At 71.1% G+C, this 25902-nt stretch carries 19 protein-coding genes; 5 read left to right on the top strand and 14 right to left on the bottom strand.

Annotated features, from left to right (window positions below; all coding sequences use genetic code 11):
- Positions 1-137 precede the first annotated feature (137 nt).
- Complete coding sequence (locus tag ACIQAC_RS29555) at positions 138-1430, bottom strand: M50 family metallopeptidase (RefSeq protein ID WP_402196238.1); 1293 nt, start codon at positions 1428-1430, stop codon at positions 138-140.
- Between the two features lie 8 nt (positions 1431-1438).
- Complete coding sequence (gene dxr / locus ACIQAC_RS29550) at positions 1439-2755, bottom strand: 1-deoxy-D-xylulose-5-phosphate reductoisomerase (RefSeq protein ID WP_402196106.1); 1317 nt, start codon at positions 2753-2755, stop codon at positions 1439-1441.
- Between the two features lie 200 nt (positions 2756-2955).
- Between dxr and ACIQAC_RS29545 the strand changes: the two genes are divergently transcribed.
- Positions 2956-3423: a lamin tail domain-containing protein gene (locus tag ACIQAC_RS29545; RefSeq protein ID WP_402196104.1), complete on the top strand. Its 468-nt coding sequence runs from the start codon at positions 2956-2958 to the stop codon at positions 3421-3423.
- 63 nt (positions 3424-3486) lie between these two features.
- On the opposite strand, the gene ACIQAC_RS29540 is transcribed toward ACIQAC_RS29545, so the two are convergent.
- The 4 genes from ACIQAC_RS29540 to ACIQAC_RS29525 all read right to left on the bottom strand — a co-directional run bounded on the left by ACIQAC_RS29540 (position 3487) and on the right by ACIQAC_RS29525 (position 11689).
- A complete protein-coding gene (locus ACIQAC_RS29540) occupies positions 3487-5418 on the bottom strand; it encodes an acyl-CoA dehydrogenase family protein (RefSeq protein WP_402196101.1) in 1932 nt (643 codons plus the stop codon).
- 235 nt (positions 5419-5653) lie between these two features.
- Positions 5654-7102 (bottom strand): aldehyde dehydrogenase family protein, encoded by a 1449-nt coding sequence (locus ACIQAC_RS29535; protein WP_402196098.1) that lies wholly within the window; start codon positions 7100-7102, stop codon positions 5654-5656.
- 348 nt (positions 7103-7450) lie between these two features.
- Positions 7451-8977, bottom strand: coding sequence for a PucR family transcriptional regulator (locus tag ACIQAC_RS29530; protein ID WP_402196097.1), 1527 nt, complete (start codon positions 8975-8977; stop codon positions 7451-7453).
- Positions 8978-9178: 201 nt separating this feature from the next.
- Positions 9179-11689, bottom strand: a complete 2511-nt coding sequence (locus ACIQAC_RS29525) for an ATP/GTP-binding protein (RefSeq protein WP_402196094.1) — start codon at positions 11687-11689, stop codon at positions 9179-9181.
- A 268-nt stretch (positions 11690-11957) separates the two neighbouring features.
- On the opposite strand from ACIQAC_RS29525, the gene gabT reads away from it, so the two are divergent.
- The 3 genes from gabT to ACIQAC_RS29510 all read left to right on the top strand — a co-directional run bounded on the left by gabT (position 11958) and on the right by ACIQAC_RS29510 (position 15465).
- Positions 11958-13292, top strand: coding sequence for a 4-aminobutyrate--2-oxoglutarate transaminase (gene gabT / locus ACIQAC_RS29520; RefSeq protein WP_402196093.1), 1335 nt, complete (start codon positions 11958-11960; stop codon positions 13290-13292).
- Between the two features lie 553 nt (positions 13293-13845).
- Positions 13846-14757 carry a hypothetical protein gene (locus tag ACIQAC_RS29515; RefSeq protein ID WP_402196091.1) on the top strand — a complete coding sequence of 304 codons (912 nt, stop codon included), beginning with the start codon at positions 13846-13848 and terminating at the stop codon, positions 14755-14757.
- A 54-nt stretch (positions 14758-14811) separates the two neighbouring features.
- Complete coding sequence (locus tag ACIQAC_RS29510; protein WP_402196236.1) at positions 14812-15465, top strand: phosphatase PAP2 family protein; 654 nt, start codon at positions 14812-14814, stop codon at positions 15463-15465.
- Here ACIQAC_RS29510 and ACIQAC_RS29505 read toward each other — a convergent pair.
- From ACIQAC_RS29505 to ACIQAC_RS29470, 8 genes are all read right to left on the bottom strand, one after another.
- The gene (locus ACIQAC_RS29505; protein ID WP_402196088.1) at positions 15404-17215 is read right to left on the bottom strand and encodes a chitinase; all 1812 of its coding nucleotides are present in this window, start codon (positions 17213-17215) and stop codon (positions 15404-15406) included. The two genes, ACIQAC_RS29510 and ACIQAC_RS29505, sit on opposite strands and share 62 nt — an antisense overlap.
- A gap of 102 nt (positions 17216-17317) precedes the next feature.
- Positions 17318-17770 carry a hypothetical protein gene (locus ACIQAC_RS29500; protein WP_402196085.1) on the bottom strand — a complete coding sequence of 151 codons (453 nt, stop codon included), beginning with the start codon at positions 17768-17770 and terminating at the stop codon, positions 17318-17320.
- A 143-nt stretch (positions 17771-17913) separates the two neighbouring features.
- A complete protein-coding gene (locus ACIQAC_RS29495; protein ID WP_402196083.1) occupies positions 17914-19341 on the bottom strand; it encodes an NAD(P)/FAD-dependent oxidoreductase in 1428 nt (475 codons plus the stop codon).
- Positions 19342-19370: 29 nt separating this feature from the next.
- Positions 19371-20168, bottom strand: coding sequence for an ABC transporter permease (locus tag ACIQAC_RS29490; protein ID WP_402196080.1), 798 nt, complete (start codon positions 20166-20168; stop codon positions 19371-19373).
- Positions 20169-21098 (bottom strand): ABC transporter permease, encoded by a 930-nt coding sequence (locus ACIQAC_RS29485; protein ID WP_402196077.1) that lies wholly within the window; start codon positions 21096-21098, stop codon positions 20169-20171.
- Positions 21098-22264: an ABC transporter ATP-binding protein gene (locus tag ACIQAC_RS29480; protein WP_402196075.1), complete on the bottom strand. Its 1167-nt coding sequence runs from the start codon at positions 22262-22264 to the stop codon at positions 21098-21100. Before ACIQAC_RS29480 ends, ACIQAC_RS29485 begins: the two co-directional genes overlap by 1 nt.
- A gap of 5 nt (positions 22265-22269) precedes the next feature.
- Positions 22270-23514 (bottom strand): PotD/PotF family extracellular solute-binding protein, encoded by a 1245-nt coding sequence (locus tag ACIQAC_RS29475; protein WP_402196072.1) that lies wholly within the window; start codon positions 23512-23514, stop codon positions 22270-22272.
- Between the two features lie 51 nt (positions 23515-23565).
- A complete protein-coding gene (locus ACIQAC_RS29470; protein WP_402196070.1) occupies positions 23566-25101 on the bottom strand; it encodes a gamma-aminobutyraldehyde dehydrogenase in 1536 nt (511 codons plus the stop codon).
- A 212-nt stretch (positions 25102-25313) separates the two neighbouring features.
- Between ACIQAC_RS29470 and ACIQAC_RS29465 the strand changes: the two genes are divergently transcribed.
- Complete coding sequence (locus ACIQAC_RS29465) at positions 25314-25892, top strand: NADAR family protein (RefSeq protein ID WP_402196068.1); 579 nt, start codon at positions 25314-25316, stop codon at positions 25890-25892.
- The last annotated feature ends 10 nt before the right edge of the window (positions 25893-25902 follow it).

Raw genomic sequence — 25902 nt, 5'->3', positions numbered from 1 at the left:
CGGTCCCGTGAAGCAGCGGGCTCCAGGCCTCGAGATTACGCCACGCGCCGCGCGGCAAGCACATCGCCGAGGTAAACCCACCCAATGGATGGCGGCCGGACAGCACCTGCTGCCCGGCCGCCGTGAACGCCGTATGACTAGGAGATTCTGACCGGGTTGACGACGTCCGCGATCAGGACGAGCACGGTGAAGCAGACGAAGATCCCGGCGACCACATAGGCAACCGGCATCAGCTTCGCCACGTCGAACGGGCCGGGGTCAGGGCGGCGCAGCACCCGGGCCAGGTTCCGGCGCAGCGACTCCCACAGCGCGCCCGCGATGTGGCCGCCGTCGAGCGGCAGCAGCGGAAGCATGTTGAACAGGAACAGGGAGAGGTTGAAGCCCGCGACCAGCATCAGGGCCATGGCCAGCTGCTGGGTGGGCGGGATGTCCAGGGTGAAGATCTCACCGCCGACGCGGGCCGCGCCGACCACGCCCATCGGGGAGTCCGCCTCGCGCGGTCCGTCGCCGAAGGCCGCGTCCCACAGGGCGGGGATCTTGGAGGGCAGTGCGGCGAGCGAGTCGACGGCGTCGCCGACGCGGTCGCCCATCCAGACCACCGAGTCGCCGAAGTCCTGCCGGACGATGCCGGTGGCCGCGCTGAAGCCGAGGAAGCCGGCGCTGACGTACTCGCCCTCGACGATCTGGCCGCTGGAGTCCTTCTTGGCGACCTGGTTGGTGGCGATGGTCGCCTGGAGGGTGACCTCCTTGCCGTCGCGGTCGACGACGACCGGGACCTTCTCGCCGGGGTTGGCGCGGATCAGGTCCGACAGCTTGTTCCAGTCGTCCGTGCGGACCCCGCCGAAGGCGACGATCTTGTCGCCGGCCTTCAGTCCGGCCGCCGCGGCGGGTGAGGCCGCGTCGGTGTCCTTGCAGGTGTCACGGTTCTCGCTCTGCGCGATGACGCACTGGGAGACCGAGCTGACCGTGGTGGTCTGCTGCGAGATGCCGAAGCCCATCAGGACGGTGAGGAAGAGCGCGACCGCCAGGATCAGGTTCATGAACGGGCCGGCGAACATCACGATGACGCGCTTCCACGGCTTGCGCGTGTAGAAGAGGCGGTTCTCGTCGCCGGGCTTGAGCTCCTCGAAGGCGGCCGAGCGGGCGTCCTCGATCATGCCGCGCCACGGGGAGGTGGAGCGGGCCTCCACCTTGCCGTCGGGGCCGGGCGGGAACATGCCGATCATGCGGATGTAGCCGCCGAAGGGGATGGCCTTGACGCCGTACTCGGTGTCGCCCTTCTGGCGGGAGAAGAGGGTCGGTCCGAAGCCCACCATGTACTGGGGCACGCGGATGCCGAAGAGTTTGGCCGTGGAGAGGTGCCCGAGCTCGTGCCAGGCGATCGAGATCAGGAGTCCGACCGCGAACACGACTATGCCGAGGATCATCATCAGGGTCGTCATGCACGCGCCTCCGCGGTGGCCGTCTGTGCCGTAAGTTCCCGGGCCCGGGCGCGTGCCCAGGTCTCCGCTTCGAGGACGTCCGACACGGTCAGCGAAGTTCCCGTACGCGGGGCGCCGTGTTCCTCCACGACCCGCGTGACGGTCTCCATGATGCCGTTGAAGGGCAGGGCCCCCTTGCGGAAGGCCTCCACACACTCCTCGTTGGCGGCATTGAACACCGCCGGAGCGGTGCCCGCGAGCTCGCCGACGTGCCGGGCGAGGTTCACCGAGGGGAAGGCCTCGTTGTCGAGGGGGAAGAACTCCCAGGTCGAGGCCTTGCTCCAGTCGAACGCGGGGGCCGCGTCGGGGATGCGTTCCGGCCAGCCGAGACCGATGGCGATGGGCCCGCGCATGTCGGGGGGCGTCGCCTGGGCGAGTGTGGATCCGTCGGTGAACTCAACCATCGAGTGGACATACGACTGCGGGTGCACGACGACCTCAATGCGGTCGAAGGGAATGTCGTAGAGCAGGTGTGCCTCGATGACTTCCAGGCCCTTGTTGACGAGGGTCGCGGAGTTGATCGTGATCACCGGGCCCATGGCCCAGGTGGGGTGGGCGAGCGCGTCCTCGACGGTGACGTCGGACAGCTCGGCGCGGCTCCGGCCGCGGAAGGGGCCGCCGGACGCGGTGACCACCAGCTTGCGCACGTCGGCTCGGGTGCCGGCGGCGAGGGCCTGGAAGAGCGCCGCGTGCTCGGAGTCGACCGGGATGATCTGGCCCGGCTTGGCGAGCGCCTTGACCAGCGGGCCGCCCACGATGAGCGACTCCTTGTTGGCGAGCGCGAGCGTGCGGCCCGCCTCCAGGGCAGCGAGGGTCGGGGCGAGTCCGATGGAGCCGGTGATGCCGTTGAGCACGGTGTGGCAGGCGGAGGCGGCGACCTCGGTGGCCGCGTCGGGACCGGCGAGGATCCGGGGCAGCGGCTCGCCGGCGCCGTAGCGGGCGGTCAGGGCCTCGCGCAGCGCCGGTACGGCGTCCTCGCGGGCGACCGCGACGGTCCCGGCCCGCAGCAGGTGGGCCTGGTCGGCGAGGAGGGCCGCGCGGGTGCCGTTGGCGGAGAGCGCGGTGACCCGGAAGCGGTCGGGGTGGCGCAGCACGAGGTCGATGGCCTGGGTGCCGATCGAGCCGGTGGAGCCGAGGATCACCACGTCCTTCGGACCGTCTCCGACGACGGGGTCGTAGACGCGGTGCGGGTCGGCGAGGGCGCCGCCGGCTTGGTGTCGCGGGGCGGACGGGGTTTCCGGCCCGCGCCCTCGGAGGGCTGGACTGTCGCTCATCCCCCCATTGTTGCCGCATCCGGTGCCGGGCAGGACAGGGAGTTCCCCTCCGGGGCCGGCTTGTCGGCTCCCGTCACCGGTTGAGGTGAAATCCCCCTTTGTGAAGTACCGGTGAAGATCGTGTGATAACACTTCAAGCGCGGCCGGTGGAGCACCGGCCGTCGCAGGTCTTCGGACGACATCCTTGGGGGGATTTCTCCATGCGCATACGCGCTGCTCTGACGCTGCCCACGACCTCGCTCGCGCTGGCGGGTGCGGTCGCGCTGACCGGCACCGTGCTGGCCTCTCCGGCCGAGGCGGCCGGTGGTGTGATCCTGCGCCACGTCTGGTTCGACAGCCCCGGCTCGGACAGGGGGTCCAACACCAGCCTCAACGGTGAGTGGGTGGAGATCAAGAACACCAGCCGCTCCGCGATCTCACTGAAGGGGTGGGTCCTGAAGGACAAGGCGAACCACCGGTACGTGTTCTCCAACGTGAAGATCGGGGCGGGGAAGACGATGCGGGTGCGGACCGGGTCCGGGAGCGACACGTCCACGAACAAGTACCAGGATCGTGGGTGGTACGTGTGGAACAACACCAGTGACACGGCGTATCTGACCAAGGCCAACGGGTCCAAGGTGGATACGTGTTCCTGGACGACCAGGGACCCCAGCGACAAGTGGTGCTGACCGGTTCGATGTTGGGCGCGGGTTCGTTGTGGCTGTAGGCGGCGTTTCCGCTAGGTAAGTCGTCTAGGTAAGTCGCCTGTGGACGTTCTCCGCCTTGGAAGGGCCCGGGGTCGCGTCTGCGATCCACGGGCCCTCTCCCGAGGGATCCACGATGCCCTCCTCCAGCCACGTGTAGTCGCCGGACAGGACGCCCTTGACCACCCTGTGGTCGAGGGCGTCGGTGTTGGTCCAGAGGCGGCCGAAGAGCTCTTCCACGCGGATGCGGGACTGGTGGCAGAAGACGTCGGCGAGTTGGTAGGCCTCGCGGCCGTTGTGGCCCTGGCTGCGCAGGAGTTCGGCGCGTACGCAGGCCGCGCTCATCGCGAAGAGTTCGGCGCCGATGTCGACGATCCGGCCCAGGAAGCCCTGCTTGGTCTCCATCCGGCCCTGCCAGCGGGACATCGCGTAGAACGTGGAGCGGGCCAGCTTGCGTGAGGTGCGTTCGACGAACCGCAGATGCGCCGACAGGTCGATGCCCTGCTTGAACTCGCCGTAGGACGACGGGATCTGGCCCGGTCCCGCGACCAGTTTCGGCAGCCACTTGGCGTAGAAGACGCCGGCCTGCGCACCCGCCTTCGCCTTGTCCTGGAGGGACTTGTCGGGGTCGATGAGGTCGCCGGCGACCGAGAGGTGGGCGTCGACGGCCTCGCGGGCGATCAGCAGGTGCATGATCTCGGTGGAGCCCTCGAAGATGCGGTTGATCCGCAGGTCGCGCAGGATCTGTTCGGCCGGGACCGCGCGTTCGCCGCGGGCCGCGAGGGAGTCGGCGGTCTCGAAGCCTCGGCCGCCGCGGATCTGGACGAGTTCGTCGGCCATGAGGCAGGCCATCTCGGAGCCGTAGAGCTTGGCGAGGGCGGCCTCGATACGGATGTCGTTGCGGTCCTCGTCGGCCATCTGGGAGGACAGGTCGAGTACGGCCTCCAGGGCGAAGGTGGTGGCCGCGATGAAGCTGATCTTCGAGCCGACGGCCTCGTGCAGCGCGACCGGCTTGCCCCACTGCTCACGCGCCGCGGACCACTCACGGGCGATCTTCAGACACCACTTGCCGGCGCCGACGCACATCGCGGGCAGCGAGAGGCGGCCGGTGTTGAGGGTGGTGAGGGCGATCTTCAGGCCGGAGCCCTCGGGGCCGATCCGGTTCGCGGCCGGGACCCGCACCTGGTGGAAGCGTGTCACGCCGTTCTCCAGGCCGCGCAGGCCCATGAACGCGTTGCGGTTCTCCACGGTGATGCCCTCGGAGCCGGCTTCGACGACGAACGCGGTGATGCCGCCCTTGTGGCCCTCGGACTTCGGCACCCGGGCCATGACGACGAGGAGGTCGGCGACCACACCGTTGGTGGTCCAGAGCTTGACCCCGTCGAGGACGTAGTCGTCGCCGTCGCGTACGGCGGTGGTGGCGAGGCGGGCCGGGTCGGATCCGACGTCGGGCTCGGTGAGCAGGAAGGCCGAGATGTCGGTACGGGCGCAGCGCGGCAGGAAGGTGTCCTTCTGCTCCTGCGTGCCGAACTGCTTCAGCGGCTGCGGTACGCCGATCGACTGGTGGGCGGAGAGCAGTGCGCCGAGTGCCGGGCTGGCCGAGCCGATCAGGGCGAGGGCCTTGTTGTAGTAGACCTGGGTCAGGCCGAGGCCGCCGTACTTGGTGTCGATCTTCATGCCGAGCGCGCCGAGCTCCTTGAGCCCGCTGATGACGTCGTCCGGGATACGGGCGTCGCGCTCGATCCGCGCCGAGTCGATCCGGGTCTCGCAGAACTCGCGGAGCTGGGCGAGGAACTGCTCGCCGCGCCGGGCGTCCTCGTCGGCCGGGAGCGGGTGCGGGTGGATGAGGTCGAGCCGGAACCGGCCGAGGAAGAGTTCCTTGGCGAAGCTGGGCTTGCGCCAGTCCTGCTCGCGAGCCGCCTCGGCCACCTGACGGGCCTCACGCTCGGAGACGGTGGGCTGGGTGGGGGCTGCGGACATGACGCTCACCTCGCCGCGAATCGGGATCTTGGTCCATTTGGTTACCGACGGGTGCTACCCGATCGTATGTACCCGATCCCGGGCGAGGCCACCACCCCGCGCGCGGCCGTTCGGCCGATGTGGACGGAATGCGTGCCCGTGTCCAGCCGGCGCCCGGCGGTGGTACGGCGACGGCCGGAGCCCCCGCACAGTGGGCTCCGGCCGTTGGTCCGCCACGGTCCTGGCGAGGCAGGCCTCAGAGGGCCAGGCCCGTGAGGACCAGGACACGCTCGTAGGTGTAGTCGTCCATCGCGAACCGCACGCCCTCGCGGCCGACGCCGGAGAGCTTGGCGCCGCCGTACGGCATCTGGTCGGCGCGGTAGGACGGGACGTCGCCGATGATCACGCCGCCGACCTCCAGGGCGCGGTGGGCGCGGAACGCGGTCTGGACGTCGTGGGTGAACACCCCTGCCTGGAGGCCGTACTTGGAGTTGTTGGCCGCCGCGAACGCGGCCGTCTCGCCGTCCACCCGCTGCACCGACATGACCGGTCCGAAGACCTCCTCGCAGGCGAGGGTGGTGTCCGCCGGTACGTCGGTGAGGACCGTCGGCGCGTAGGTCGCGCCGTCGCGCTTGCCGCCCGTGAGGAGCTGGGCGCCGGCGCGGACCGCCTCGTCGACCCAGGACTCCACACGCTTCGCGGCGTCCTCGCTGACCAGCGGGCCGACGTCGGTGGTGGCGTCGGAGGGGTCGCCGGTGACCTGGGCCTCGACGGCGGCGACGATCTTCGGCAGCAGCCGGTCGTAGACGGACGCGTCGGCGATCACACGCTGGACCGAGATGCAGGACTGGCCGCCCTGGTAGTTCGAGAAAGTCGCGATGCGGGTCGCGGCCCAGTCGAGGTCCTCCTCGGAGGCGTAGTCGGCGAGCACGACGGCCGCGCCGTTGCCGCCCAGCTCCAGGGTGCAGTGCTTGCGGGGCACCGAGTCCATGATCGCGTAGCCGACCTTCTCGGAACCCGTGAAGGAGATGACCGGGAGGCGCTCGTCCTGGACCAGGGCCGGCATCCGGTCGTTCGGGACCGGGAGGATCGACCAGGAGCCGGCCGGGAGGCCCTCGGTCTCGGCGAGCAGCTCACCCAGGATCAGGCCGGAGAGCGGGGTCGCCGGGGCCGGCTTGAGGATGATCGGGGCGCCGGCGGCGATCGCCGGGGCGATCTTGTGGGCGCACAGGTTGAGCGGGAAGTTGAAGGGCGCGATGCCGAGGACGACGCCCTTCGGGAAGCGGCGGGTCAGGGCGAGGCGGCCCTGGCCGCCGGCGTCCGTGTCGAGGCGCTGGGCGTCGCCGCCGTTGAAGCGGCGGGCCTCCTCGGCGGCGAAGCGGAACACCGAGACGGCGCGGCCGACCTCGCCCTTGGCCCACTTGAGGGGCTTGCCGTTCTCGGCGGAGATGAGGTGCGCGATCTCGTCCGTACGGGCTGCCAGGCGGCGGCTCACGTGGTCGAGGGCGGCGGCGCGGACGTGGGCGGGGGTGGCGGCGAAGTCCTCGCGGACGGCGTGGGCGGTGGCTACGGCCTCCTCGACCTGGGCCTCGGTGGGGAGGCTGACCGTGCCTACGGTGCGGCCGTCCCACGGGGAGGTGACGTCGAGGGTGTCCTCGCCGGTGGCCTGTCGGCCGGCGAGCCAGAAGGCGTGGGTGGAGGTCATGTGGCCCCGGCCCCTTCCGCGGTTGGGGTGTGCGTGTGGATTTCCCACGGTAGGGGTGGGCGGGGGTGTTGGTGGTTGTCCGTTTGGGTGGGGTGGGGGGTGGGGGCGCGACGGTTTGTCGTAGGGCGCGGGTGCGTGGGGGGTGTTCGCGCAGTTCCCCGCGCCCCTGAAAAGGTCGTCGTTCGGGCGCGGACCGGTGGGGGGTGTTCGCGCCGTTCCCCGCGCCCCTAAAGTAAACGCCCTCCCCCTCCCCACCCAGCCGCGGGCAGTCGTGCCGCTGGGTGGCACGGGTGGGCGCGGCGGCACCACGGCGGCGCCGGGGTGCGCAACGCCCCCCGACCCGCACCCCTACTCCGGGGGCGTTGCCTTCAGGGCCAGCCAGAGTTCCATTCGGGCGTCTGGGTCGTCGAGGGAGCGGCCCAGGATTTCCTCCACGCGGCGCATGCGGTAGCGGAGGGTGTGGCGGTGGACGCCGAGGTCGGCCGCCGCCGCGTCCCACTGACCGTGGCGGGAGAGCCACGCCCGGAGCGACTCGACCAGGTCACCCCGCCCCGTCGCGTCATGCTCGCGCAGCGCCCGCAGCAACCCGTCCGCGAACGCCCGCACCGCGTCGTCCGCCAGCAGCGGCACCACCGAACCCGCCGCCAGTTGTTCGTGCTCCACCAGCAGGCGCCCCCGGCGCCGCGCCACCGACAGGGCCTGCTCCGCCTGCTTGTAGGCGGCCCCCGCGCCCATCGGACCGGCCGGCGCCGACAGACCGACGACCAGGTCGCCCTCCTCCCCCGCGGACGCGTACTCCGCGCACGCCCCCACCGCCGCTCCCCCGTCCGCCGCCAGCGCCACGAGCCGGTCCCCCTCCCGGACCACGAGGACCGCCTCGCCGGAGCGGGCGGCGGCGGACTCCAGGAGCTCGGTGTGGGAGTCGAGCGCGGTCGTGCCCTCGGCGACCAGGACCCGGAAGGGCGCGTCGAGCAGCTCGCCGTAGAGGTCCCCGGCGACGGCCCGCGCGTGGTCCGGCTCGCCCGCGAGCAGCATCCGCAGCACGGCCGTACCGATGCGCTGTTCGGCGGCGTGCAGCGAGCGGGAGCGTTCCGCGGTGAGGGTGAGCAGGGCGATCGCCGAGTGCACGGCGTAGCGCTCGGCGGTGCCGAGGGCGGCGGCCGTGCCGACGGCGAGGGCGGCGCGCGGCCGGCGCCCGGTGCCGATGGAGTGCAGTTCGACGCGGTCCTCGTGGTCGGGGCCGCCGACGACGGCGCTGGCCGGGGCCGGGCGGTCGCGCAGCCGTTCCACGTCGGGGATCAGCCGGGCGGCCCTGCGGTTCGCCCACTCCGGTGCCAGGGCGACGACGGCGCCGGAGGCGTCGTAGAGCGCGGCCCAGCCGTCGACCTGCGCGGCGAGTGCGGCGAGCAGCCCCTCGGGGCCGTCGGACAGGGTCTGTCTGGTCAGTTCGCGCTGGGCGGCGAAGCCGTCGGTGACCGCCCGGTACTGGTCCGCGGCGATGGCCGCCGACACCGCCTTGACGATCGCGAGGAACGGCGTGCGGCGCGGCACCTCGAGGAGCGGCAGGTCCTCCCGCTCGGCGGCGTCGACCAGCGCCTTGGGGATGTCCTCGTAGTTGACGCCGACCGCGAAGCCGAGCCCGACGACCCCGGCGCCGGCCAGCCGCCGGACATAGCGGTCCATGGCGTCCGGGTCCTCGGCGTTCAGCTTGAGCGCGGTGACCAGGAGCAGCTCGCCGCCCTCCATGTACGGGACGGGGTCGGCGAGTTCGCTCGTGTGCGCCCAGCGGACGGGCACGTCCAGCCGGTCCCCGCCGGCCCGCACGGTCAGGTTGAGCGCGGAGTGGTGGACGAGCGAGGCGAGCGTGGGGGGCATGGGACCTTCAGGTCGGCAGGTCGGCAGGACGGGGGCGACGGGACGAGTCGGCGGGAATCGTCGGACGGGATCGGAGATCCCGGTGATCCTTTGGCCGTCGCGTATGAACGGCCTGTGTCGATTCTGCCTCACCGTACGATCGCGGGGCGCATTCGTTCCCGGATGTCCGGAAGTCACCGCGGGGCACGCCTGCGCGGTCCGTCAGCCGCGCAGCTCCACCAGGGACGGCGGGGCGTGCTCGCCGTGGACGTCCGTCAGGGAGAGCACGGCGTGGCCGGGCGGCAGGTCGTGGGCCAGTTCGGAGGCGGACCAGCGTTCGCGTTCGACCTGGCGGACGGTGACGGCGTCGGTGGTGACGGCCTTGCCGGTGACGAGCTTGCGCAGGGCGTGGATGGCCCGGGTCATGGGCTGGTCGGCGAAGACGGTGTGCTTGGCGACCTCGCGGGTCTCGACCCATTCGGTGCCCCAGGCCTGCGCGAACCGGCCGCCGTCCCAGGTGGTCACGCCGGAGAACGCCATCCGGCAGCCGACGGCCCCGAGGAGCGGCCCGTGCAGGGCCTCGGGCACGTCGCCGATGGTGCGCAGGGCGAGCACCACCCCGGCGTTCTGCGAGCGCAGCCGCTGGACACGGCGTACGGACTCGGCGGTGACCGTGCCGGTGGCGTCGTCGAGGACGAGGCAGGCGAAGTGCGGGCGGCGGGTGTCGCGGACGACCGCGCCGAACTGGGCGAGGACCAGCCGCGCGATCAGCCGGGACGCCTCCTCGTGGCCGCGTTCGGGCAGGTCGATGCGGACCCGGAGCGGGTGATGGGCGACGGCCCGCAGGGAGAACGGGCGGGCCGTGCCGGCACCGCCGGCGGCCGAGCCTCCGCCGAAGAAGTCGGCGAACACCGGCCGGTCGAGCAGCGCCAGCCGGTCGGCGAGCGCGGGGCCGACGTCGGCGGCGGTGCCGCTCTGCCGGATCCGCGCCTCCAGTTCGCGCCGCATCACGTGGTGCCCGTCGCCGCCGAGCGCGTCCCGCAGCGCGGTGAGGGCCGCGGGCTCGCCCTCCAGGAGCTCGCGCAGCACGGGCAGCGAGGGGAAGCGGCCGTGAACGGCCCGGTAGGGGCCGAGGAGCTGGGCGAGGGCGGTGGCGGCGCTCTGGTTGCCGACGGACTCGACGTCCCCGACGAGCGCCTCGGCGAGGATCCCGGCGGCCTCGTCGGGGTCGTCGGTCTCGGCGTAGGGGTCCAGGTCGTGCACGGAGGCGGGGTCGCCGACGCGGACGACGACGTCGTAGGAGGAGTCCGGACCGATCCGGGTGCCGGCGGCGGAGACCGCGACGACCGACGCGGCGCCGGTCAGGGCGGTCAGGGCGAGCGACTCGACGAGCGGCTCGATCAGCCTGCGGGTCTTTCCGGCGCCGGACGGGCCGACGACGAGCAGCGAGGTGGCGAGGACGTCGGGGCCGAGCGCGGCTCCCGCGTTGTGGTAGGCGTCCGGGGTGTGGTCGGCGGTGACCCACTGCCCGATGCGCACCTGGCCGGCCAGCAGGTCGTGGCGGGCGGTGCGGGAGGGCAGGTCGCGGGCGCCGGACGGGTGGGCCCAGGCGGCCGCGGCCCGCTGGAGGACGGTGTCGGTGAAGGCGGCCGGGCCGGTGCCGTCGTGCCGGGCGTGGGCCCAGGCGCGGTCGACGCGGGCGCAGTCCACGTCGTTCATCCGGCCGGTGAGGACCTCGGTGGTGAGCAGGTCGGCCGCCTGGTGCTGTCCGGCGTGGCGGAGCTCGGGCCACTGGGAGCGCGGCCGGTCGACGGGCCCGGGGTCCGGCCGGTCCCGCTGTGCGCGGCGGGCGGCGAGCAGAGTGCGGGCGTGGCCGGGCCAGTCGCCGATCAGGGCGAACGGCCAGACGACGAGCAGGGTGATGAGCCCGTACATGCTGTCGACGAAGAGCTCGGACGTGAACAGGTCGTAGCCGCCGGAGACCAGCACGATCAGGGAGAACAGCGGGGCGACGACCGGCACCGCGTCCCAGCCGACGAGCGGGAAGGCGTCCGGGAAGACGAAGCTCAGGACCACGAGCGCGGCGAGCAGGGCGAGGAGGGCGCGCGCGGGCTGCGGGCGGCGCGCGATGTAGTGGCGGATCACCTCGGGCCAGCTGCCGAGCCTGCCCATGGAGTAGAGGAGTACGGCGAAGAAGACACCGTCGTAGACGACGCGGGCCTCGCTGCCCTCCATGCCGCGGGGTGAGGCGATCGTGCCGCCCCACCACCAGTCGTCCGGTGTGAACAGCCGCAGCGGCGCGAACTGGTAGGGCAGGCCGCCCTGCCGCCACAGCGACCACAGGACCAGCGCGACCGCGAGCGGGATCAGCAGCCCGACGACCGTGATGGGCGCGAGCCGCTCGGGTGTGTGGTCCGGGTCGGCCGGCCGGTGCCCGAACCGCCAGATCCCGGGCCGGACCTCGGGCCGGGGCGTGTCGAGCCAGTCGGCGACGGCCGACGAGCCGGGCGGGCCGGCGGGAGCGGTGGGGGGCATGGGCGGCGGTGTGCCGTACGGGCCCGGTGCCTGGGCCGGGAAGGGCGGCACCCCCGGCGGCCCTTGCACACCGGAAGCACCGGGCGCACCGGGCGCACCGGGCGCACCGGGCGCACTGGGCGCACTGGGCGGTACCGCCGGGCGCGGTACGGGATTCGCATGCGTACCCCGCGCGTCCTGCGTCCCGTCGCTGTCCATCGACCTCGCCCCTCGACCAGCCGTCCCGACCACCGTCAGCGGTCAATCTAACGCCCCCGACAAGGGAGTTCACCGCTTACGCGGCCGGGCCCGCACGGATGCGTTGCGGCCTGCGACACTCCACGGCGGACAACCCGCCGGACGGAAAACGCCCACATGGAGCATGCCCACGTATCGTCGCCGCCCCTAGCCTGCGAGAAAAGACCACAAGCGTCCGAAAGACGCCCACCCGGACATCTCCGGTTCGCAAGATCATCAGGGAGCCCCCATGACCGCACTTCCGCAGGAGCGCCGCGTCGTCACCGCCATCCCCGGCCCGAAGTCGCAGGAGCTTCAGGCCCGCCGTACCGCCGCGGTCGCCCAGGGTGTGGGCTCCGTGCTGCCGGTGTTCGCCGCGCGTGCGGGCGGCGGCATCATCGAGGACGTCGACGGCAACCGGCTGATCGACTTCGGTTCCGGTATCGCCGTGACCTCCGTGGGCGCCTCCGCCGAGGCCGTCGTACGCCGGGCGGCCGCGCAGCTCGCCGACTTCACCCACACCTGTTTTATGGTCACGCCGTACGAGGGCTATGTGGCGGTCGCCGAGGCGCTCGCGGAGCTGACGCCGGGCGACCACGCCAAGAAGACCGCGCTGTTCAACTCCGGCGCCGAGGCCGTCGAGAACGCCGTCAAGATCGCCCGTGCGTACACCAAGCGGCAGGCCGTCGTCGTCTTCGACCACGGCTACCACGGCCGGACGAACCTCACGATGGCGCTGACCGCGAAGAACATGCCGTACAAGCACGGCTTCGGCCCGTTCGCGCCCGAGGTGTACCGGGTCCCGGTGGCCTACGGCTACCGCTGGCCGACCGGCGCCGAGAACGCCGGGCCGGAGGCCGCCAAGCAGGCCATCGACATGATCAACAAGCAGGTCGGCGCCGACAACGTGGCCGCGATCATCATCGAGCCGGTGCTCGGCGAGGGCGGTTTCATCGAGCCGGCCAAGGGCTTCCTGCCGGAGATCGTGCAGTACGCGAACGACAACGGCATCGTCTTCGTCGCCGACGAGATCCAGTCCGGCTTCTGCCGTACCGGCCAGTGGTTCGCGTGTGAGGACGAGGGCATCGTCCCGGACCTCATCACCACCGCCAAGGGCATCGCCGGCGGTCTGCCGCTGGCCGCGGTCACCGGTCGCGCCGAGATCATGGACGCCCCGCACTCCGGCGGCCTCGGCGGCACCTACGGCGGCAACCCGGTGGCCTGCGCCGGTGCTCTCGGTGCCATCGAGACCATGAAGGAGCTGGACCTCAACGCCCGGGCGAAGAACATCGAGGCCGTGATGAAGGCCCGGCTCACCGCCATGGCCGAGAAGTACGACATCGTCGGCGAGATCCGCGGCCGCGGCGCGATGATCGCGATCGAGCTGGTCAAGGACCGCACCACCAAGGAGCCGAACCCCGAGGCCACGGGCGCGCTGGCCAAGGCCTGCCACGCCGAGGGCCTGCTGGTCCTGACCTGTGGCACCTACGGCAACGTGCTGCGCTTCCTGCCGCCGCTGGTGATCGGCGAGGATCTGCTGAACGAGGGCCTCGACATCCTGGAGCAGGCCTTCACCCGTATCTGAGGCCGTGCCGGGGCGGCCGGGGTCAGAGCGTGTGAAGAACGTGTGCGAGGTGGATGGCGGGACGCCGATCGGGGTGTCCTCGCCGCACCCCCTGCCGTAGGTTCTACGCAGATGAGAGATACACCCGCTCGCAGGGGACTGTGAGCGGTTCCAGGCCGGGGCCTCCCCAGCTTCGACCTGGTCGTGCCTCGCGCACACAACCGGAGCCTCGGCCCCGGGATCTCCTCACGATCGGACGGTCGCCCGCCCCAAACCCCCCGGGGCGCGCGACGTTCCGATCCGGACGGCCGACTCGGACCGCCACCGTCAGCCCGCGCGAGCGGCTCACGGCGGTCTTCCCGGACGGCACGCCCATGAAGGGCCGGCACACACCCCCCCTTGTGCCGGCCCTTCCGCGTGTCCGCGAACGCGTCCGCCGGCGTCCCGTCGCTTTTCGGCCGCCACTGGTCCAGACATGTGGGGCCTGCCTGCTCCGTCCCCGGTACGCCCTCTTCCCGGCGGGCCGCCAGGACCCGATTCTGGTGGCCATGCCCTTGTCGGGAGGGAGTCAGTGATGTCCACGACCGGTCGCGTAGTTCTGCGGGGTTTGGTGCGTCAGCTCGACGGAAGTTTCGGGGAACCGGCCGACGCGATGTTCTCCCGGCTGACCGGTGGGGACCGGCAGCCGGTCAGGTGGGACCACTCGGAGTCGGTACGGGCGACGCCGGACGAGCACATGGCGTGGCTGGTGGCCACGCGGCGGTTCCGGGAGATCGTCGTCGCGGCGGAGCGGGAGCGTGAGGCGGTCCGGGCGAACTGGCGGAACAGGTTTCTGCCGGGTGGCCGTGAGCGCCGGGAGCGGGCCACGGCGCACTGCCGGGAGGTGCTGGAGGCCGCGGTCCGCGACTACCGGCCGGTGATCGAGGAGATCGAGCGGCGGCGGACCGCCGAGCGGCTCGAACGGCGGCGCAGACAGGAGGAGTTGGCCCGTGAGGCGCGGGAGCGGGCCGAGCGGGCCGAGCGCCTGCGCAAGGAGCAGGGCAGCCGCTACCGGACGGTGGCGGCGAAGCCGTTGTGGTGCTGGGTGCTCACCTCGCGCGGCGGCACCCGTGCGGTGTGGATACACCGTCACGACGTCCAGCCCGCCTTCACCGTGTCCGGCGACCGGGTGCGCGGCTCGGAGGAGCCGCTGACCGCCGCCGCGCTGGAGAAACAGCTGCTGGATCTGTCGAAGGAGGTCAGGCCCGCGCGGCTGCGGTGCCACTGGGACCAGCGGGCGCGCACGAAGGTGATGCGGGAGTGCACGGTGGAGGACCGGCGCGGCTCGTTCGACGACTGGTGGGCGCTGGCCACGACGTCCCACTGGACGGCACCGAACAGGATCCCGGGCGACGAGCCGACCCGTCCGTCGCGCGGCTCGGGCCACGGCACGTCCCACAGCAGCTACGGCGCGGGCGGCGGCTTCTCCTGCGTGGGCGGCTTCTGACCGGCGACCGGTCCCGCGTGGCCGGTGCGTGAGGCACGCCGTACGGCTGCGAAGCTGTACGGCGTGCCTCTTGTCCTCCCCGTGGTGCCCGTTGTGCTGTTCGCGCTGATCACCTGGCAGGTGGTGGCCGACGGGCCGCTGATCGGGCTGGACGAGCGGCTCAGCCGGGCCCTCGTCCGGCCGGACCGCTTCTCCGAACTCCTCTCGGACCTGGGCAACGTCCAGGTGGCCGTGCCCGTGCTGGCGCTCGCCGCGGGCTTCGCGGCGTGGCGGGCCCGGTCGGCGGGGCGGGCCCGCTGGTGGCTGCCGGCGGCCGGGGCGGCCGTACTGATGGCGCTGGTCCCGCTGCTCGTGGTGCCGGTCAAGGAGCTGACCGACCGGCCGGGGACACCGGTGGTGCCGCCGGCCACCGGCTACTACCCGTCCGGCCACACCGCGACGGCCGCGATCGCCTACGGCTGTACCGCCCTGCTGCTTCTGCCGTGGCTGCGCACCACGGCCGCGCGCCGGGGACTGGTCCTCGGCTGCGCGGCCGCGGTGCTCGGTGTCTCGTACGGTCTGGTCAGGCGCGGCTACCACTGGCCGCTGGACGTCGTGGCCAGCTGGTGCCTGTGCGCCGCCCTGCTCATGGGCTACGTCGGGGTGCTCAGCCGAAGTAGCCGTCGAACGTCCGCTGGAACTCCCAGTTCGAGAAGCGGTCCCAGTTGATCGACCAGGTCATCAGGCCGCGCAGCGACGGCCAGGTGCCGTGGGTGGTGTAGGAACCGCAGTTGGTCTTCCTGGTGAGGCAGTCGAGGGCCTTGGTGACCTCGGCGGGGGCGACGTAACCGTTGCCCGCGTTGACCGAGGCGGGCATGCCGATGGCGATCTGGTCGGGGCGCAGCGGCGGGAAGACGTTGTTCTGGTTGCCGGCGACCGGGAAGCCGGTGAGCAGCATGTCGGTCATGGCGATGTGGAAGTCGGCGCCGCCCATGGAGTGGTACTGGTTGTCGAGGCCCATGATCGGGCCGGAGTTGTAGTCCTGGACGTGCAGCAGGGTGAGGTCGTCGCGCATGGCGTGGATGACCGGGAGGTAGGCGCCCGCCCGGGGGTCCTGGCCGCCCCACTGGCCGGTGCCGTAGTACTGGTAGCCGAGCTGGACGAAGAAGGTCTCGGGGGCCATGGTCAGCACGAAGTCGTCGCCGTACTTGGCCTTGAGGGTCTTCAGCGCCGAGATGAGGTTGACGATCACCGGGGTGGTGGGGTTCTTGAAGTCGGTGTCGTTGGCGTTGAGGGAGAGCGAGTGGCCCTCGAAGTCGATGTCCAGGCCGTCGAGTCCGTAGGTGTCGATGATGGCCGAGACCGAGGAGACGAACTTGTCGCGGGCGGCCGTGGTGGTGAGCTGCACCTGGCCGTTCTGGCCGCCGATGGAGATCACCACCTTCTTTCCGGCGGCCTGCTTGGCCTGGATCGCGGCCTTGAACTCGGCGTCGCTCTCGACGTTCGGGCACTCGGTGACCGGGCAGCGGTTGAAGCGGATGTCGCCGGAGGTGACCGAGGTGGGTTCACCGAAGGCCAGGTCGATGACGTCCCAGCTCGCGGGCACGTCGGCCATGCGGGTGTAGCCGGAGCCGTTGGCGAAGCTGGCGTGGAGGTAGCCGACCAGGGCGTGCGGCGGGAGCTCGACCGGGTCGTTGCCGCCGCCGGCCGTGGTGGTGGCGGTGACGGTCGCCGAACGCGCCGACTCCCCCGCGTCGTTGACCGCGGCGACCTGGAAGCCGTACGCCGTCGAGGGGGAGAGTCCGGTGACGGTGGTCGAAGTGCCGCTCACCGTCTGGACCTTGACTCCGCCCCGGTAGACGGCGTAGCCGGTGGCGCCGGTCACCGCGGACCAGGACAGGGCGACGCTGGAGGAGGTGACCGTGCCGGCCCTGAGCCCGGTCGGCACGGCCGGGGGCTGACCGGGATCCACGGCGGGCCCGACCAGTCTGATGTCGTCGGCGTGGTAGGCGGGGGTGCCGTACCAGCCGTGGGTGTAGATGGTGACCCGGGTGGTGCTCGGGCCGGTGCGGAAGGTGGTGCTGAGCTGCTGCCAGCTCGGCGCGGACTGGGTCCAGGTGGAGACGTCGGTGGTGCCGGTGCCGCTCGCGCCGAGGTAGACGTACGAGCCCTGGACCTGGCCGGACAGGGTGTACTGCGAGTCGGGTCGTACCGTCACGGTCTGGGAGCAGCGGGCGTTGTCACTGCCGGCGGGGGTGGCCCTCAGTGCCGAAGTGCCGCTGTGTACGGGTGAGTTGACTGTGGTGCCGGCGGTACAGGTCCAGCCGTCGAGGCCGGACTCGAAGCCGCCGTTGCGGGCGAGGTCGGCGTCGGCCGCACGGGCGGCCGACGAGAGACCGGACGCGGCGAGTGCCGCGGTGGTGATCAGGACGAGCAGACCACGGCGTGCGAACGGTCTGGGGCGTCGGGAGCGTTCCACGGATGCCTCCGGGCAGGGGGAAGAGGAGGGGTGGAGCGAGCGTCCACAATTTGGTCCAGACCAATTCGCTTGTCAAGGTCTCTCGCATCCGGGGTCACCGCGCTAGTCGTCCCCCTCCTGTGCCAGACCCGCCGCCGCCTCGTGCATCGCGAGTTCGAGCAGCGCCGGATCGGTGAGGGTGCCCGAGCCGTCCGGCGGCACCAGCCAGCGCACTCCGCCGGTCGCCCGGCCCGGATACGGCACCACGATCCAGGTGCCGGCTCCGGCCGTGCGGATGCCTGTGCCCAGCCAGCGGGCCGCGGTGCCCGGCGGCACCAGGAACCCCATCCGGGCGTCGCCGAAGTCGACCAGGACCGGGCCGGGTCGGTCGAGGATGCGGGTGAGCACATCGAGGGTCGGATAGCCGAGTTCGCCCGGCAGGATCAGTACGTCCCAGACCTTGCCCGCCGGCAGCAGCGCGACCCCCAGGGGGTTGCGCTCCCATTCCCAGCGGCAGGCCTCGGGATCCGGTGCGACGGATGCCAGCCACTCGACCGCCGTCTTCGCCCCTGTCATGAGAAGACCTCCCTCTCGTTGTCCGACGCCTTCGCGTCACGAGGGAGAGGGAGGTCTCCTGCCAGGCATTACGCGGCTTCCGCCGCCTCTTTGGAGTGAGCCGGCTCACACGGGGCCGGCCCGGCGCCCGCGCGGGGCGGGGCTCAGCTGTCGAAGCCCAGTCCGAGCCGGTCCATCGTCCGCAGCCAGAGATTGCGCCGGCCGCCCTGCTCGTCCGCCCTGGCCAGCGACCACTTGGTGAGCGCGATGCCGGTCCACGCGAAGGGCTCGGGCGGGAACGGCAGCGGCTTCCTGCGCACCATCTCCAGCTCCGTGCGCTCGGTGCGCTCCCCCGCCAGCAGGTCCAGCATCACGTCCGCGCCGAAACGGGTGGCGCCCACGCCGAGGCCCGTGTAGCCCGCCGCGTACGCCACCTTGCCCTGGTGGGCGGTGCCGAAGAACGCCGAGAAGCGCGAGCAGGTGTCGATCGCGCCGCCCCAGGCGTGGCTGAAGCGGACGCCCTCCAGCTGCGGGAAGCAGGTGAAGAAGTGCCCGGCGAGCTTGGCGTAGGTCTCGGGGCGGTCGTCGTACTCGGCGCGCACCCGGCCGCCGTACGGATAGATCGCGTCGTAGCCGCCCCACAGGATCCGGTTGTCGGCGGAGAGCCGGAAGTAGTGGAACTGGTTGGCCGAGTCGCCGAGTCCCTGGCGCTTCTTCCAGCCGACGGCGTCGAGTTGGCCGGCGGTCAGCGGTTCGGTCATCAGGGCGTAGTCGTACACCGGCACGGTGTAGGCCCTCACACGCTTGACCAGGTTGGGGAAGATGTTGGTGCCGAGGGCGACCCGGCGGGCCCGGATCCGGCCGTACGGGGTGCGGACGGCCATACCGGCGCCGTAGGACCTCAGGTCCAGGGCGGGGGTGTTCTCGTAGACGCGGACGCCGAGGTCGAGGCAGGCGCGCTTGAGGCCCCAGGCGAGCTTGGCGGGGTGCAGCATCGCGACGCCCCGGCGGTCCCAGAGCCCGGCCTGGAACGTCGGTGAGTCGACTTGTTCCCGTACGGCCGCCGCGTCCAGGAGCTCCAGGCCCTCGGCGAGGCCCGCGCGCTCCAGCTCCTTGTGCCAGTCGTGCAGTTCACGCACCTGGTAGGGCTCGGTGGCGACGTCGATCTCGCCGGTGCGCTCGAAGTCGCAGTCGATGCCGTACCGGGCGACCGCGGCCTCGATCTCGTCGAGGTTCCGGGCGCCCAGCCGCTCCAGGGTGTGGATCTCGTCCGGCCAGCGGGTCAGCCCGTTGGAGACGCCGTGCGTGAGGGAAGCGGCGCAGAAGCCGCCGTTGCGGCCCGAGGCGGCCCAGCCCACCTCGCGGCCCTCGACCAGGACGACATCGCGTCCGGGGTCGCGTTCCTTGGCGATCAGTGCCGTCCACAGTCCGCTGTAGCCGCCGCCGACCACCAGCAGGTCGCAGGTCTCGGCGCCGGTCAGCGCGGGCTCGGGGTGCGGCCTGCCGGGGTCGTCCAGCCAATACGGGACCGGCTGGGCCTCGGAGAGGGACTTCGTCCATTCGGTGCCACGGCTCATGGCGCTCGGGGCCATGATTTCAACTCCCTACAGAATTGCGGTGGTCATGCCTTTTGCTTCCGGCGGTTGCCGAGGACCATCGCGGCCAGCACGAACAGTACGGCGATCAGGAACATGGCCGTACCGATGACATTGATCTGAACGGGTGTTCCGCGCTGTGCCGAGCCCCAGACGAACATGGGGAAGGTGACGGTCGAACCCGCGTTGAAATTGGTGATGATGAAATCGTCGAAGGACAGCGCGAAGGCGAGCAGCGCGCCCGCCGCGATTCCGGGGGCGGCGATCGGCAGGGTGACCCGCAGGAACGTCTGGAACGGTCCGGCGTACAGGTCCTGCGCGGCCTGTTCGAGCCTCGGGTCCATGGACATGACGCGGGCCTTGACCGCGGTCACCACAAAGCTGAGGCAGAACATGATGTGGGCGATGAGGATGGTCCAGAAGCCCAGCTGGATGCCCATGTTGAGGAAGAGCGTCAGCAGCGAGGCGGCCATGACCACCTCGGGCATCGCCATCGGCAGGAAGATCAGCGAGTTGACCGCGCCCCGCGCGCGGAAGCGGTAGCGGACCAGCGCGAAGGCGATCATCGTGCCGAGCAGGGTGGCGCCGAGGGTGGACCACAGGGCGATCTGGAGGCTGAGCGAGAGCGATCCGCACATGTCGGCCACACCGCAGGGGTCGGTCCAGGCCTCGGTGGAGAACTCCTGCCACTCGTAGTTGAAGCGGCCCTTCGGGTTGTTGAACGAGAAGACCGTCACCACGACGTTCGGCAGCAGCAGAAAGCCGAGGGTGACGAGCCCGGCGATGACGACGAAATGGCGTTTCAGCCAGTTGAGGAAGGCCATTTAAACCAGGTCCTCCGTCCCGGACTTGCGGATGTAGAACGTCACCATGATGAGAATCGCGAACATCAGGACGAACGAGAGCGCGGCGGCCGTCGGATAGTCCAGGATTCTCAGGAACTGCGTCTGGATGACGTTTCCGACCATGCGGGTGTCGGTCGAGCCGAGCAGGTCGGCGTTGACGTAGTCGCCGGTCGCCGGGATGAAGGTCAGGAGTGTTCCGGAGACCACACCGGGCATCGACAGCGGGAAGGTGACCCGGCGGAAGGTGGTGAAGGGCCGGGCGTACAGATCACCGGCCGCCTCGTGCAGTCGCCCGTCGATCCGCTCCAGCGAGGTGTAGAGCGGCAGCACCATGAACGGCAGGAAGTTGTACGTCAGACCGCAGATCACCGCGAGCGGGGTGGCGAGCACCCGGTCACCGGCGGTGATACCGAGCCAGCTGGTGACGTCCAGGACGTGCAGCGAGTTCAGGGCGCCGACGACCGGGCCGCCGTCCGCGAGGATCGTCTTCCAGGCGAGGGTGCGGATCAGGAAGCTGGTGAAGAACGGCGCGATCACCAGGATCATGATCAGGTTCCGCCAGCGGCCCGCGCGGAAGGCGATCAGATAGGCCAGCGGATAGCCGAGCAGCAGACACAGGACGGTGGCGGAACCGGCGTAGAGCACCGAGCGCAGGAACTGCGGCCAGTAGTCGGCGACTGCGTCCCAGTAGGTCGCGAAGTGCCAGGTGACCTTGTAGCCGTCCTCCAGCGAGCCGGTCTGCACGGACGTCGAGGCCTGGTAGACCATCGGCAGCGCGAAGAAGACGACCAGCCACAGCAGTCCGGGCAGCAGCAGCCAGTACGGCGTCCAGCGGCCCCGTTTGCGCGGAGGCTTCTCGGGGGTCTCGGGTGCCAGGGGCGGGGGCGCCTCGGCGAGGGTCGCCGCCATCAGACCTCTTCCTCGACCTTCTCCACACCGGCAGAGTCCTCTAGTCCATCGAAAATGGACTGCGCGGCATCGAGGCCGAAGGTGTGGGCCGGGCTCCAGTGCAGGACGACCTCGGTGCCGGGCACGAGGCGGGTGTCGCGGTCCACGTTCTGCGCGTAGACGGAGAGTTCGGCGCAGGCGGGGCTGTCGATGACGTACTGCGTGGAGACGCCGATGAAGCTGGCGTCGGCGATGGTCCCGGTGAGCCGGTTGCGGCCGTCGGGGATCTCGCCGGCGTCGTCCGCGTGGGTGAGGGAGATCTTCTCGGGGCGGACACCGACCAGGACCTTGCCGCCCGTGGTGGTGGGGGCCGAGCAGCGGTCGGCGGGCAGGGTGAGCTTGCCGCCGCCCGCCCTGAGGACGATGTCGTCGCCGGACCTGGTGTCGACCTCGGCCTCGATCAGGTTGGACGTGCCGAGGAAGTTGGCGACGAACGTGGTGCCCGGGTTCTCGTACAGGTCGGCGGGGGCGCCGAGTTGCTCGACGCGTCCGCCGTTCATCACGGCGACCGTGTCGGCCATGGTCATGGCCTCCTCCTGGTCGTGCGTGACATGGACGAAGGTGATGCCGACCTCGGTCTGGATGCGCTTGAGCTCCAGCTGCATCTGGCGGCGCAGCTTCAGGTCGAGGGCGCCGAGCGGCTCGTCGAGGAGCAGCACCTTGGGGGTGTTGATGAGGGCGCGGGCGACCGCGACGCGCTGCTGCTGGCCGCCGGAGAGCTGGTGCGGTTTCTTGCGCGCCTGCTCGCCGAGCTGCACCAGGTCGAGCATGTCGCCGACCTGCTTCTTCACCGACTTGATGCCGCGCCGGCGCAGGCCGAAGGCGACGTTCTCGAAGATGTCGAGGTGCGGGAAGAGGGCGTACGACTGGAAGACGGTGTTCACCGGCCGCTTGTAGGGCGGCAGCCGGGTCACGTCCTGGTCGCCGAGGCGGACCGTGCCGGTGGTCGGCTCCTCCAGGCCCGCGATCATCCGCAGGGTGGTGGTCTTGCCGCAGCCGGACGCGCCGAGCAGGGCGAAGAAGGAGCCCTGCGGGACGGTGAGGTCGAGTGGGTGTACGGCGGTGAAGGAGCCGTAGGTCTTGCTGATTCCGGCGAGGCGGACGTCGCCGCCGCTGTCTGTCGTCATCGTCGTCACGCCCCTGTGAGCTTCGCGAACTTCTCTTCGTAGGCCGTCTCTTCCTTCGAGCTCAGGGAGCGGAAGGAGCGAGACTTGGCGGCCATTTCCTTGTCGGGAATGATCAGCGGGTTGTTCGCCGCGTCCGGGTCGATCTCGGCGAGTGCCGCCTTCACCCCGTCGACGGGGCACACGTAGTTGATGTACGCGGCGAGCTGTGCGGCCGGCTGTGGCTCGAAGTAGTAGTCGATGAGCCGCTCGGCGTTGCTCTTGTGGCGGGCCTTGTTGGGCACGAGCAGGTTGTCGGTCGACGTCATGTAGCCCGCTTCGGGGATCACGAAGTCCACGTCCGGGTTGTCGGCCTTCAGCTGTACGACGTCACCGGCCCAGGCGACACAGGCCGCGAGGTCGCCCTTGGCGAGGTCGGAGGTGTAGTCGTTGCCGGTGAAGCGGCGGATCTGCCCCCTGTCGACGGCCTTCTGCATCCGGGCGATGGCCGCGTCGAAGTCGTCGTCGGTGAACTTGCCGGGGTTCTTGCCCTGGTCGAGCAGGGTCATCCCGACGCTGTCGCGCATCTCGGAGAGGAAGCCGACCCGGCCCTTGAGTGCGGGCTTGTCGAGCAGGTCGGAGATGCTCTTCACCTCGGTGCCGTCGAGGGCCTTCCGGTTGAAGGCGATGACGGTGGAGATGCCGGTCCACGGATAGGAGTACGCCCGGCCCGGGTCCCAGTCCGGGGTGCGGAACTGCTGGGACAGGTTGGCGTAGGCGTGCGGCAGGTTGGACGGGTCCAGCTTCTGGACCCAGCCGAACCGGATCAGCCGGGCGGCGAGCCAGTCGGTGACGCAGATCAGGTCGCGGCCGGTGTCCTGGCCCGCCGCGAGCTGCGGCTTGATCTTGCCGAAGAACTCGACGTTGTCGTTGATGTCCTCGGTGTACTTGACCGAGATGCCGGTCCGCTCGCGGAACGTGTCGAGGGTCGGCCGCTTCTTGCCGCTCTCGTCGACGTCCATGTACTCGGTCCAGTTGGAGAAGTTCACGGTCTTCTCCTTGGCCGAGTGGTCCTCCGACGACACCCCGGCGGTCTTCGCCGCCGGGGGGATGCCGCAGGCGCTCAGCGCCGCGACGCCGCCGACCGTGAGCGCGCCGCCGGCGGAGGCGCGCAGCAGGGAGCGGCGGGTGAGGGAGCCCCGCCCGCTGCGGAGGCTGCGCCGCGCGGCGGCCACCTGGGCCGGAGACAGGCGGTCGGGCTCGTACTGCTCCATCGCGTGTTGCCCTTTCGGGAGGTCGGTGGGCCGTGGTCGGCGGCCGGGCTGCTAGCGGTCCCCGAAGACGGTGCGGTGCCAGTCCTTCCTCGCCACCGCGGTGTTGTCGAACATGACGTGCTTGAGCTGGGTGTACTCCTCGAAGGAGTACGCGGACATGTCCTTGCCGAACCCGGAGGCCTTGTAGCCGCCGTGCGGCATCTCGCTGATGATCGGGATGTGGTCGTTGACCCAGACGCAGCCCGCCCTGATCTCGCGGGTGGCGCGGTTCGCGCGGTAGACGTCGCGGCTCCAGGCGGAGGCGGCGAGACCGTACGGGGTGTCGTTGGCGAGCCGGATCCCCTCGTCGTCGCTGTCGAACGGCAGGACCACGAGGACCGGTCCGAAGATCTCGGACTGGACGATCTCGCTGTCCTGGGGTGCGTCCGCGACGAGAGTGGGCCGATAGTACGCGCCGCGCTCCAGATCGCCCAGGGGAACTTCACCGCCGGTGACCACCCGGGCGTAGGCCCGTGCGCGGTCGACGAATCCGGCGACCCGGTCGCGCTGGGCGTGCGAGATCAGCGGCCCGAGGTCGGTGCCGCCGGTGAACGGGTCGCCGAGCCGGACGCTCGCCATGAGGGCGGCCGTGCGCTCGACGAACGCGTCGTAGAGGGGCCGCTGTACGTAGGCGCGGGTGGCGGCGGTGCAGTCCTGGCCGGTGTTGATCAGCGAGCCGGCGACGGCGCCGTTGGCGGCGGCCTCCAGGTCGGCGTCGTCGAACACCACGAAGGGTGCCTTGCCGCCGAGTTCCAGGTGGATCCGCTTGACGGTGGCGGTGGCGATCTCGGCGACCCGCTTGCCGACGGCGGTGGAGCCGGTGAAGGACGTCATGACGACGTCCGGGTGGCCCACGAGGTGTTCGCCGGCCTCCTTGCCGGTTCCGCTGACGATGTTGATCACACCGTCCGGGATGCCCGCGTCGGTGGCGGCCTGCGCGAAGAGCAGCGAGGTCAGCGGGGTCAGCTCGGCGGGCTTCAGCACGATGGTGTTGCCCGCGGCGATCGCCGGGAGGATCTTCCAGGCGGCCATCTGGAGCGGATAGTTCCAGGGCGCGATGGAGCCGACCACACCGATCGCCTCGCGGCGGACGTACGAGGTGTGGTCGCCGGAGTACTCGCCGGCGGACTGGCCCTGGAGGTGCCGGGCGGCGCCCGCGAAGAAGGCGGTGTTGTCGATGGTGCCCGGGACGTCGAACTCGCGGGTCAGCTTCAGCGGCTTGCCGCACTGGAGGGATTCGGCGCGCGCGAAGTCGTCGGCGCGCTCGGCGAGGACGGCGGCGAAGCGGTGCAGGGCGTCCGAGCGCTCGCCCGGGGTGGCGCCGGACCAGCCGGGGAAGGCGGCCTTCGCCGCGGCGACCGCCGCGTCCACGTCGTCGGGGCCGGCCAGGTCGTAGCGCAGGACCTCCTCGCCGGTGGCGGGGTCGACGACCGCGAAGTCGCGGCCCGAGGTGCCCTTGGCCGGACGGCCCGCGATGAACTGCGCGCCGTCCGCGAAGCGCTCCTGGGCGGGGAATCGGTCCGGGGTGCTCTTGCCCGGGTTGTGCATGTCGCTCTCCTCCGCCTTCGCCCCGCTTCTGGGAGGGGCCGGGTGGCGTAGCTCCAGCTCGATTTGAGTGCCGATCCTGACAGAGCTACGGGACGCCAACAAGTGATTCCGTTGTTGCCTTTTGGTTACGCGACGGAATCTGTCGACCAGGTGTCGAGTCCGTCCGGAAAACGGAGGACGGAGTGTCCGTGGTGCGTGCCAGACTCGCGTGCATGGAGCGGACCACGGGGAACACAGGGCGGATCCACACCTTGGACGCGCTGGTCAGGGAGGTCCGTGCGGGCTCCCGAGTCAAATACTTGCACTTCTGGGGCCACCGGCCACTGCCGGACGGACGGGTCGGCGCGAGCTGTCTGAGTCAGTGGTGGCCGTCGGCGTTCACCGTGGCGGGGGTGGAGTACGCGACGGCGGAGCACTGGATGATGGCCGAGAAGGCCAGGCTGTTCGGTGACGCGGCGGCGGCGGAGCGGGTGCTGGCCGCGGGGCATCCGGCGGAGGCCAAGAAGGCGGGGCGGCTCGTGCGCGGGTTCGACGACGCCGTGTGGGAGCGGGAGCGCTTCCCGATCGTCGTCGAGGGCGGTGTGCACAAGTTCGGCGCGGACCCGGAGCTGCGTGGGTTTCTGCTCGGTACGGGGGCGCGGGTGCTGGTGGAGGCCAGTCCGGTCGACCGGATCTGGGGCATCGGACTCGCCGCGGACGCTCCGGCGGCCCAGGATCCCGAGCGGTGGCGGGGCCTCAATCTGCTGGGATTCGCGCTGATGGCGGCGCGGGAGCGGTTGCGCGCGAGGTGAGGCCCGGACG

This window comes from Streptomyces sp. NPDC088387, from assembly GCF_044753385.1.
Classification (GTDB): Bacteria; Actinomycetota; Actinomycetes; order Streptomycetales; family Streptomycetaceae; genus Streptomyces.
The sequence above is the reverse complement of the archived record's forward strand: the minus strand, read 5'-3'. Positions and strand labels throughout refer to the sequence as shown.

Coding starts and splice junctions, on each gene's coding strand:
- ACIQAC_RS29555 (WP_402196238.1), bottom strand. CDS start 1,430: ATGATGATCCTCGGCATAGTCGTGTTCGCGGTCGGACTCCTGATCTCG.
- ACIQAC_RS29485 (WP_402196077.1), bottom strand. CDS start 21,098: ATGGCGGCGACCCTCGCCGAGGCGCCCCCGCCCCTGGCACCCGAGACC.
- gabT (WP_402196093.1), top strand. CDS start 11,958: ATGACCGCACTTCCGCAGGAGCGCCGCGTCGTCACCGCCATCCCCGGC.
- ACIQAC_RS29465 (WP_402196068.1), top strand. CDS start 25,314: ATGGAGCGGACCACGGGGAACACAGGGCGGATCCACACCTTGGACGCG.
- ACIQAC_RS29495 (WP_402196083.1), bottom strand. CDS start 19,341: ATGGCCCCGAGCGCCATGAGCCGTGGCACCGAATGGACGAAGTCCCTC.
- ACIQAC_RS29500 (WP_402196085.1), bottom strand. CDS start 17,770: ATGACAGGGGCGAAGACGGCGGTCGAGTGGCTGGCATCCGTCGCACCG.
- ACIQAC_RS29525 (WP_402196094.1), bottom strand. CDS start 11,689: ATGGACAGCGACGGGACGCAGGACGCGCGGGGTACGCATGCGAATCCC.
- dxr (WP_402196106.1), bottom strand. CDS start 2,755: ATGAGCGACAGTCCAGCCCTCCGAGGGCGCGGGCCGGAAACCCCGTCC.
- ACIQAC_RS29475 (WP_402196072.1), bottom strand. CDS start 23,514: ATGGAGCAGTACGAGCCCGACCGCCTGTCTCCGGCCCAGGTGGCCGCC.
- ACIQAC_RS29470 (WP_402196070.1), bottom strand. CDS start 25,101: ATGCACAACCCGGGCAAGAGCACCCCGGACCGATTCCCCGCCCAGGAG.
- ACIQAC_RS29490 (WP_402196080.1), bottom strand. CDS start 20,168: ATGGCCTTCCTCAACTGGCTGAAACGCCATTTCGTCGTCATCGCCGGG.
- ACIQAC_RS29530 (WP_402196097.1), bottom strand. CDS start 8,977: ATGCCCCCCACGCTCGCCTCGCTCGTCCACCACTCCGCGCTCAACCTG.
- ACIQAC_RS29480 (WP_402196075.1), bottom strand. CDS start 22,264: ATGACGACAGACAGCGGCGGCGACGTCCGCCTCGCCGGAATCAGCAAG.
- ACIQAC_RS29515 (WP_402196091.1), top strand. CDS start 13,846: ATGTCCACGACCGGTCGCGTAGTTCTGCGGGGTTTGGTGCGTCAGCTC.
- ACIQAC_RS29535 (WP_402196098.1), bottom strand. CDS start 7,102: ATGACCTCCACCCACGCCTTCTGGCTCGCCGGCCGACAGGCCACCGGC.
- ACIQAC_RS29545 (WP_402196104.1), top strand. CDS start 2,956: ATGCGCATACGCGCTGCTCTGACGCTGCCCACGACCTCGCTCGCGCTG.
- ACIQAC_RS29540 (WP_402196101.1), bottom strand. CDS start 5,418: ATGTCCGCAGCCCCCACCCAGCCCACCGTCTCCGAGCGTGAGGCCCGT.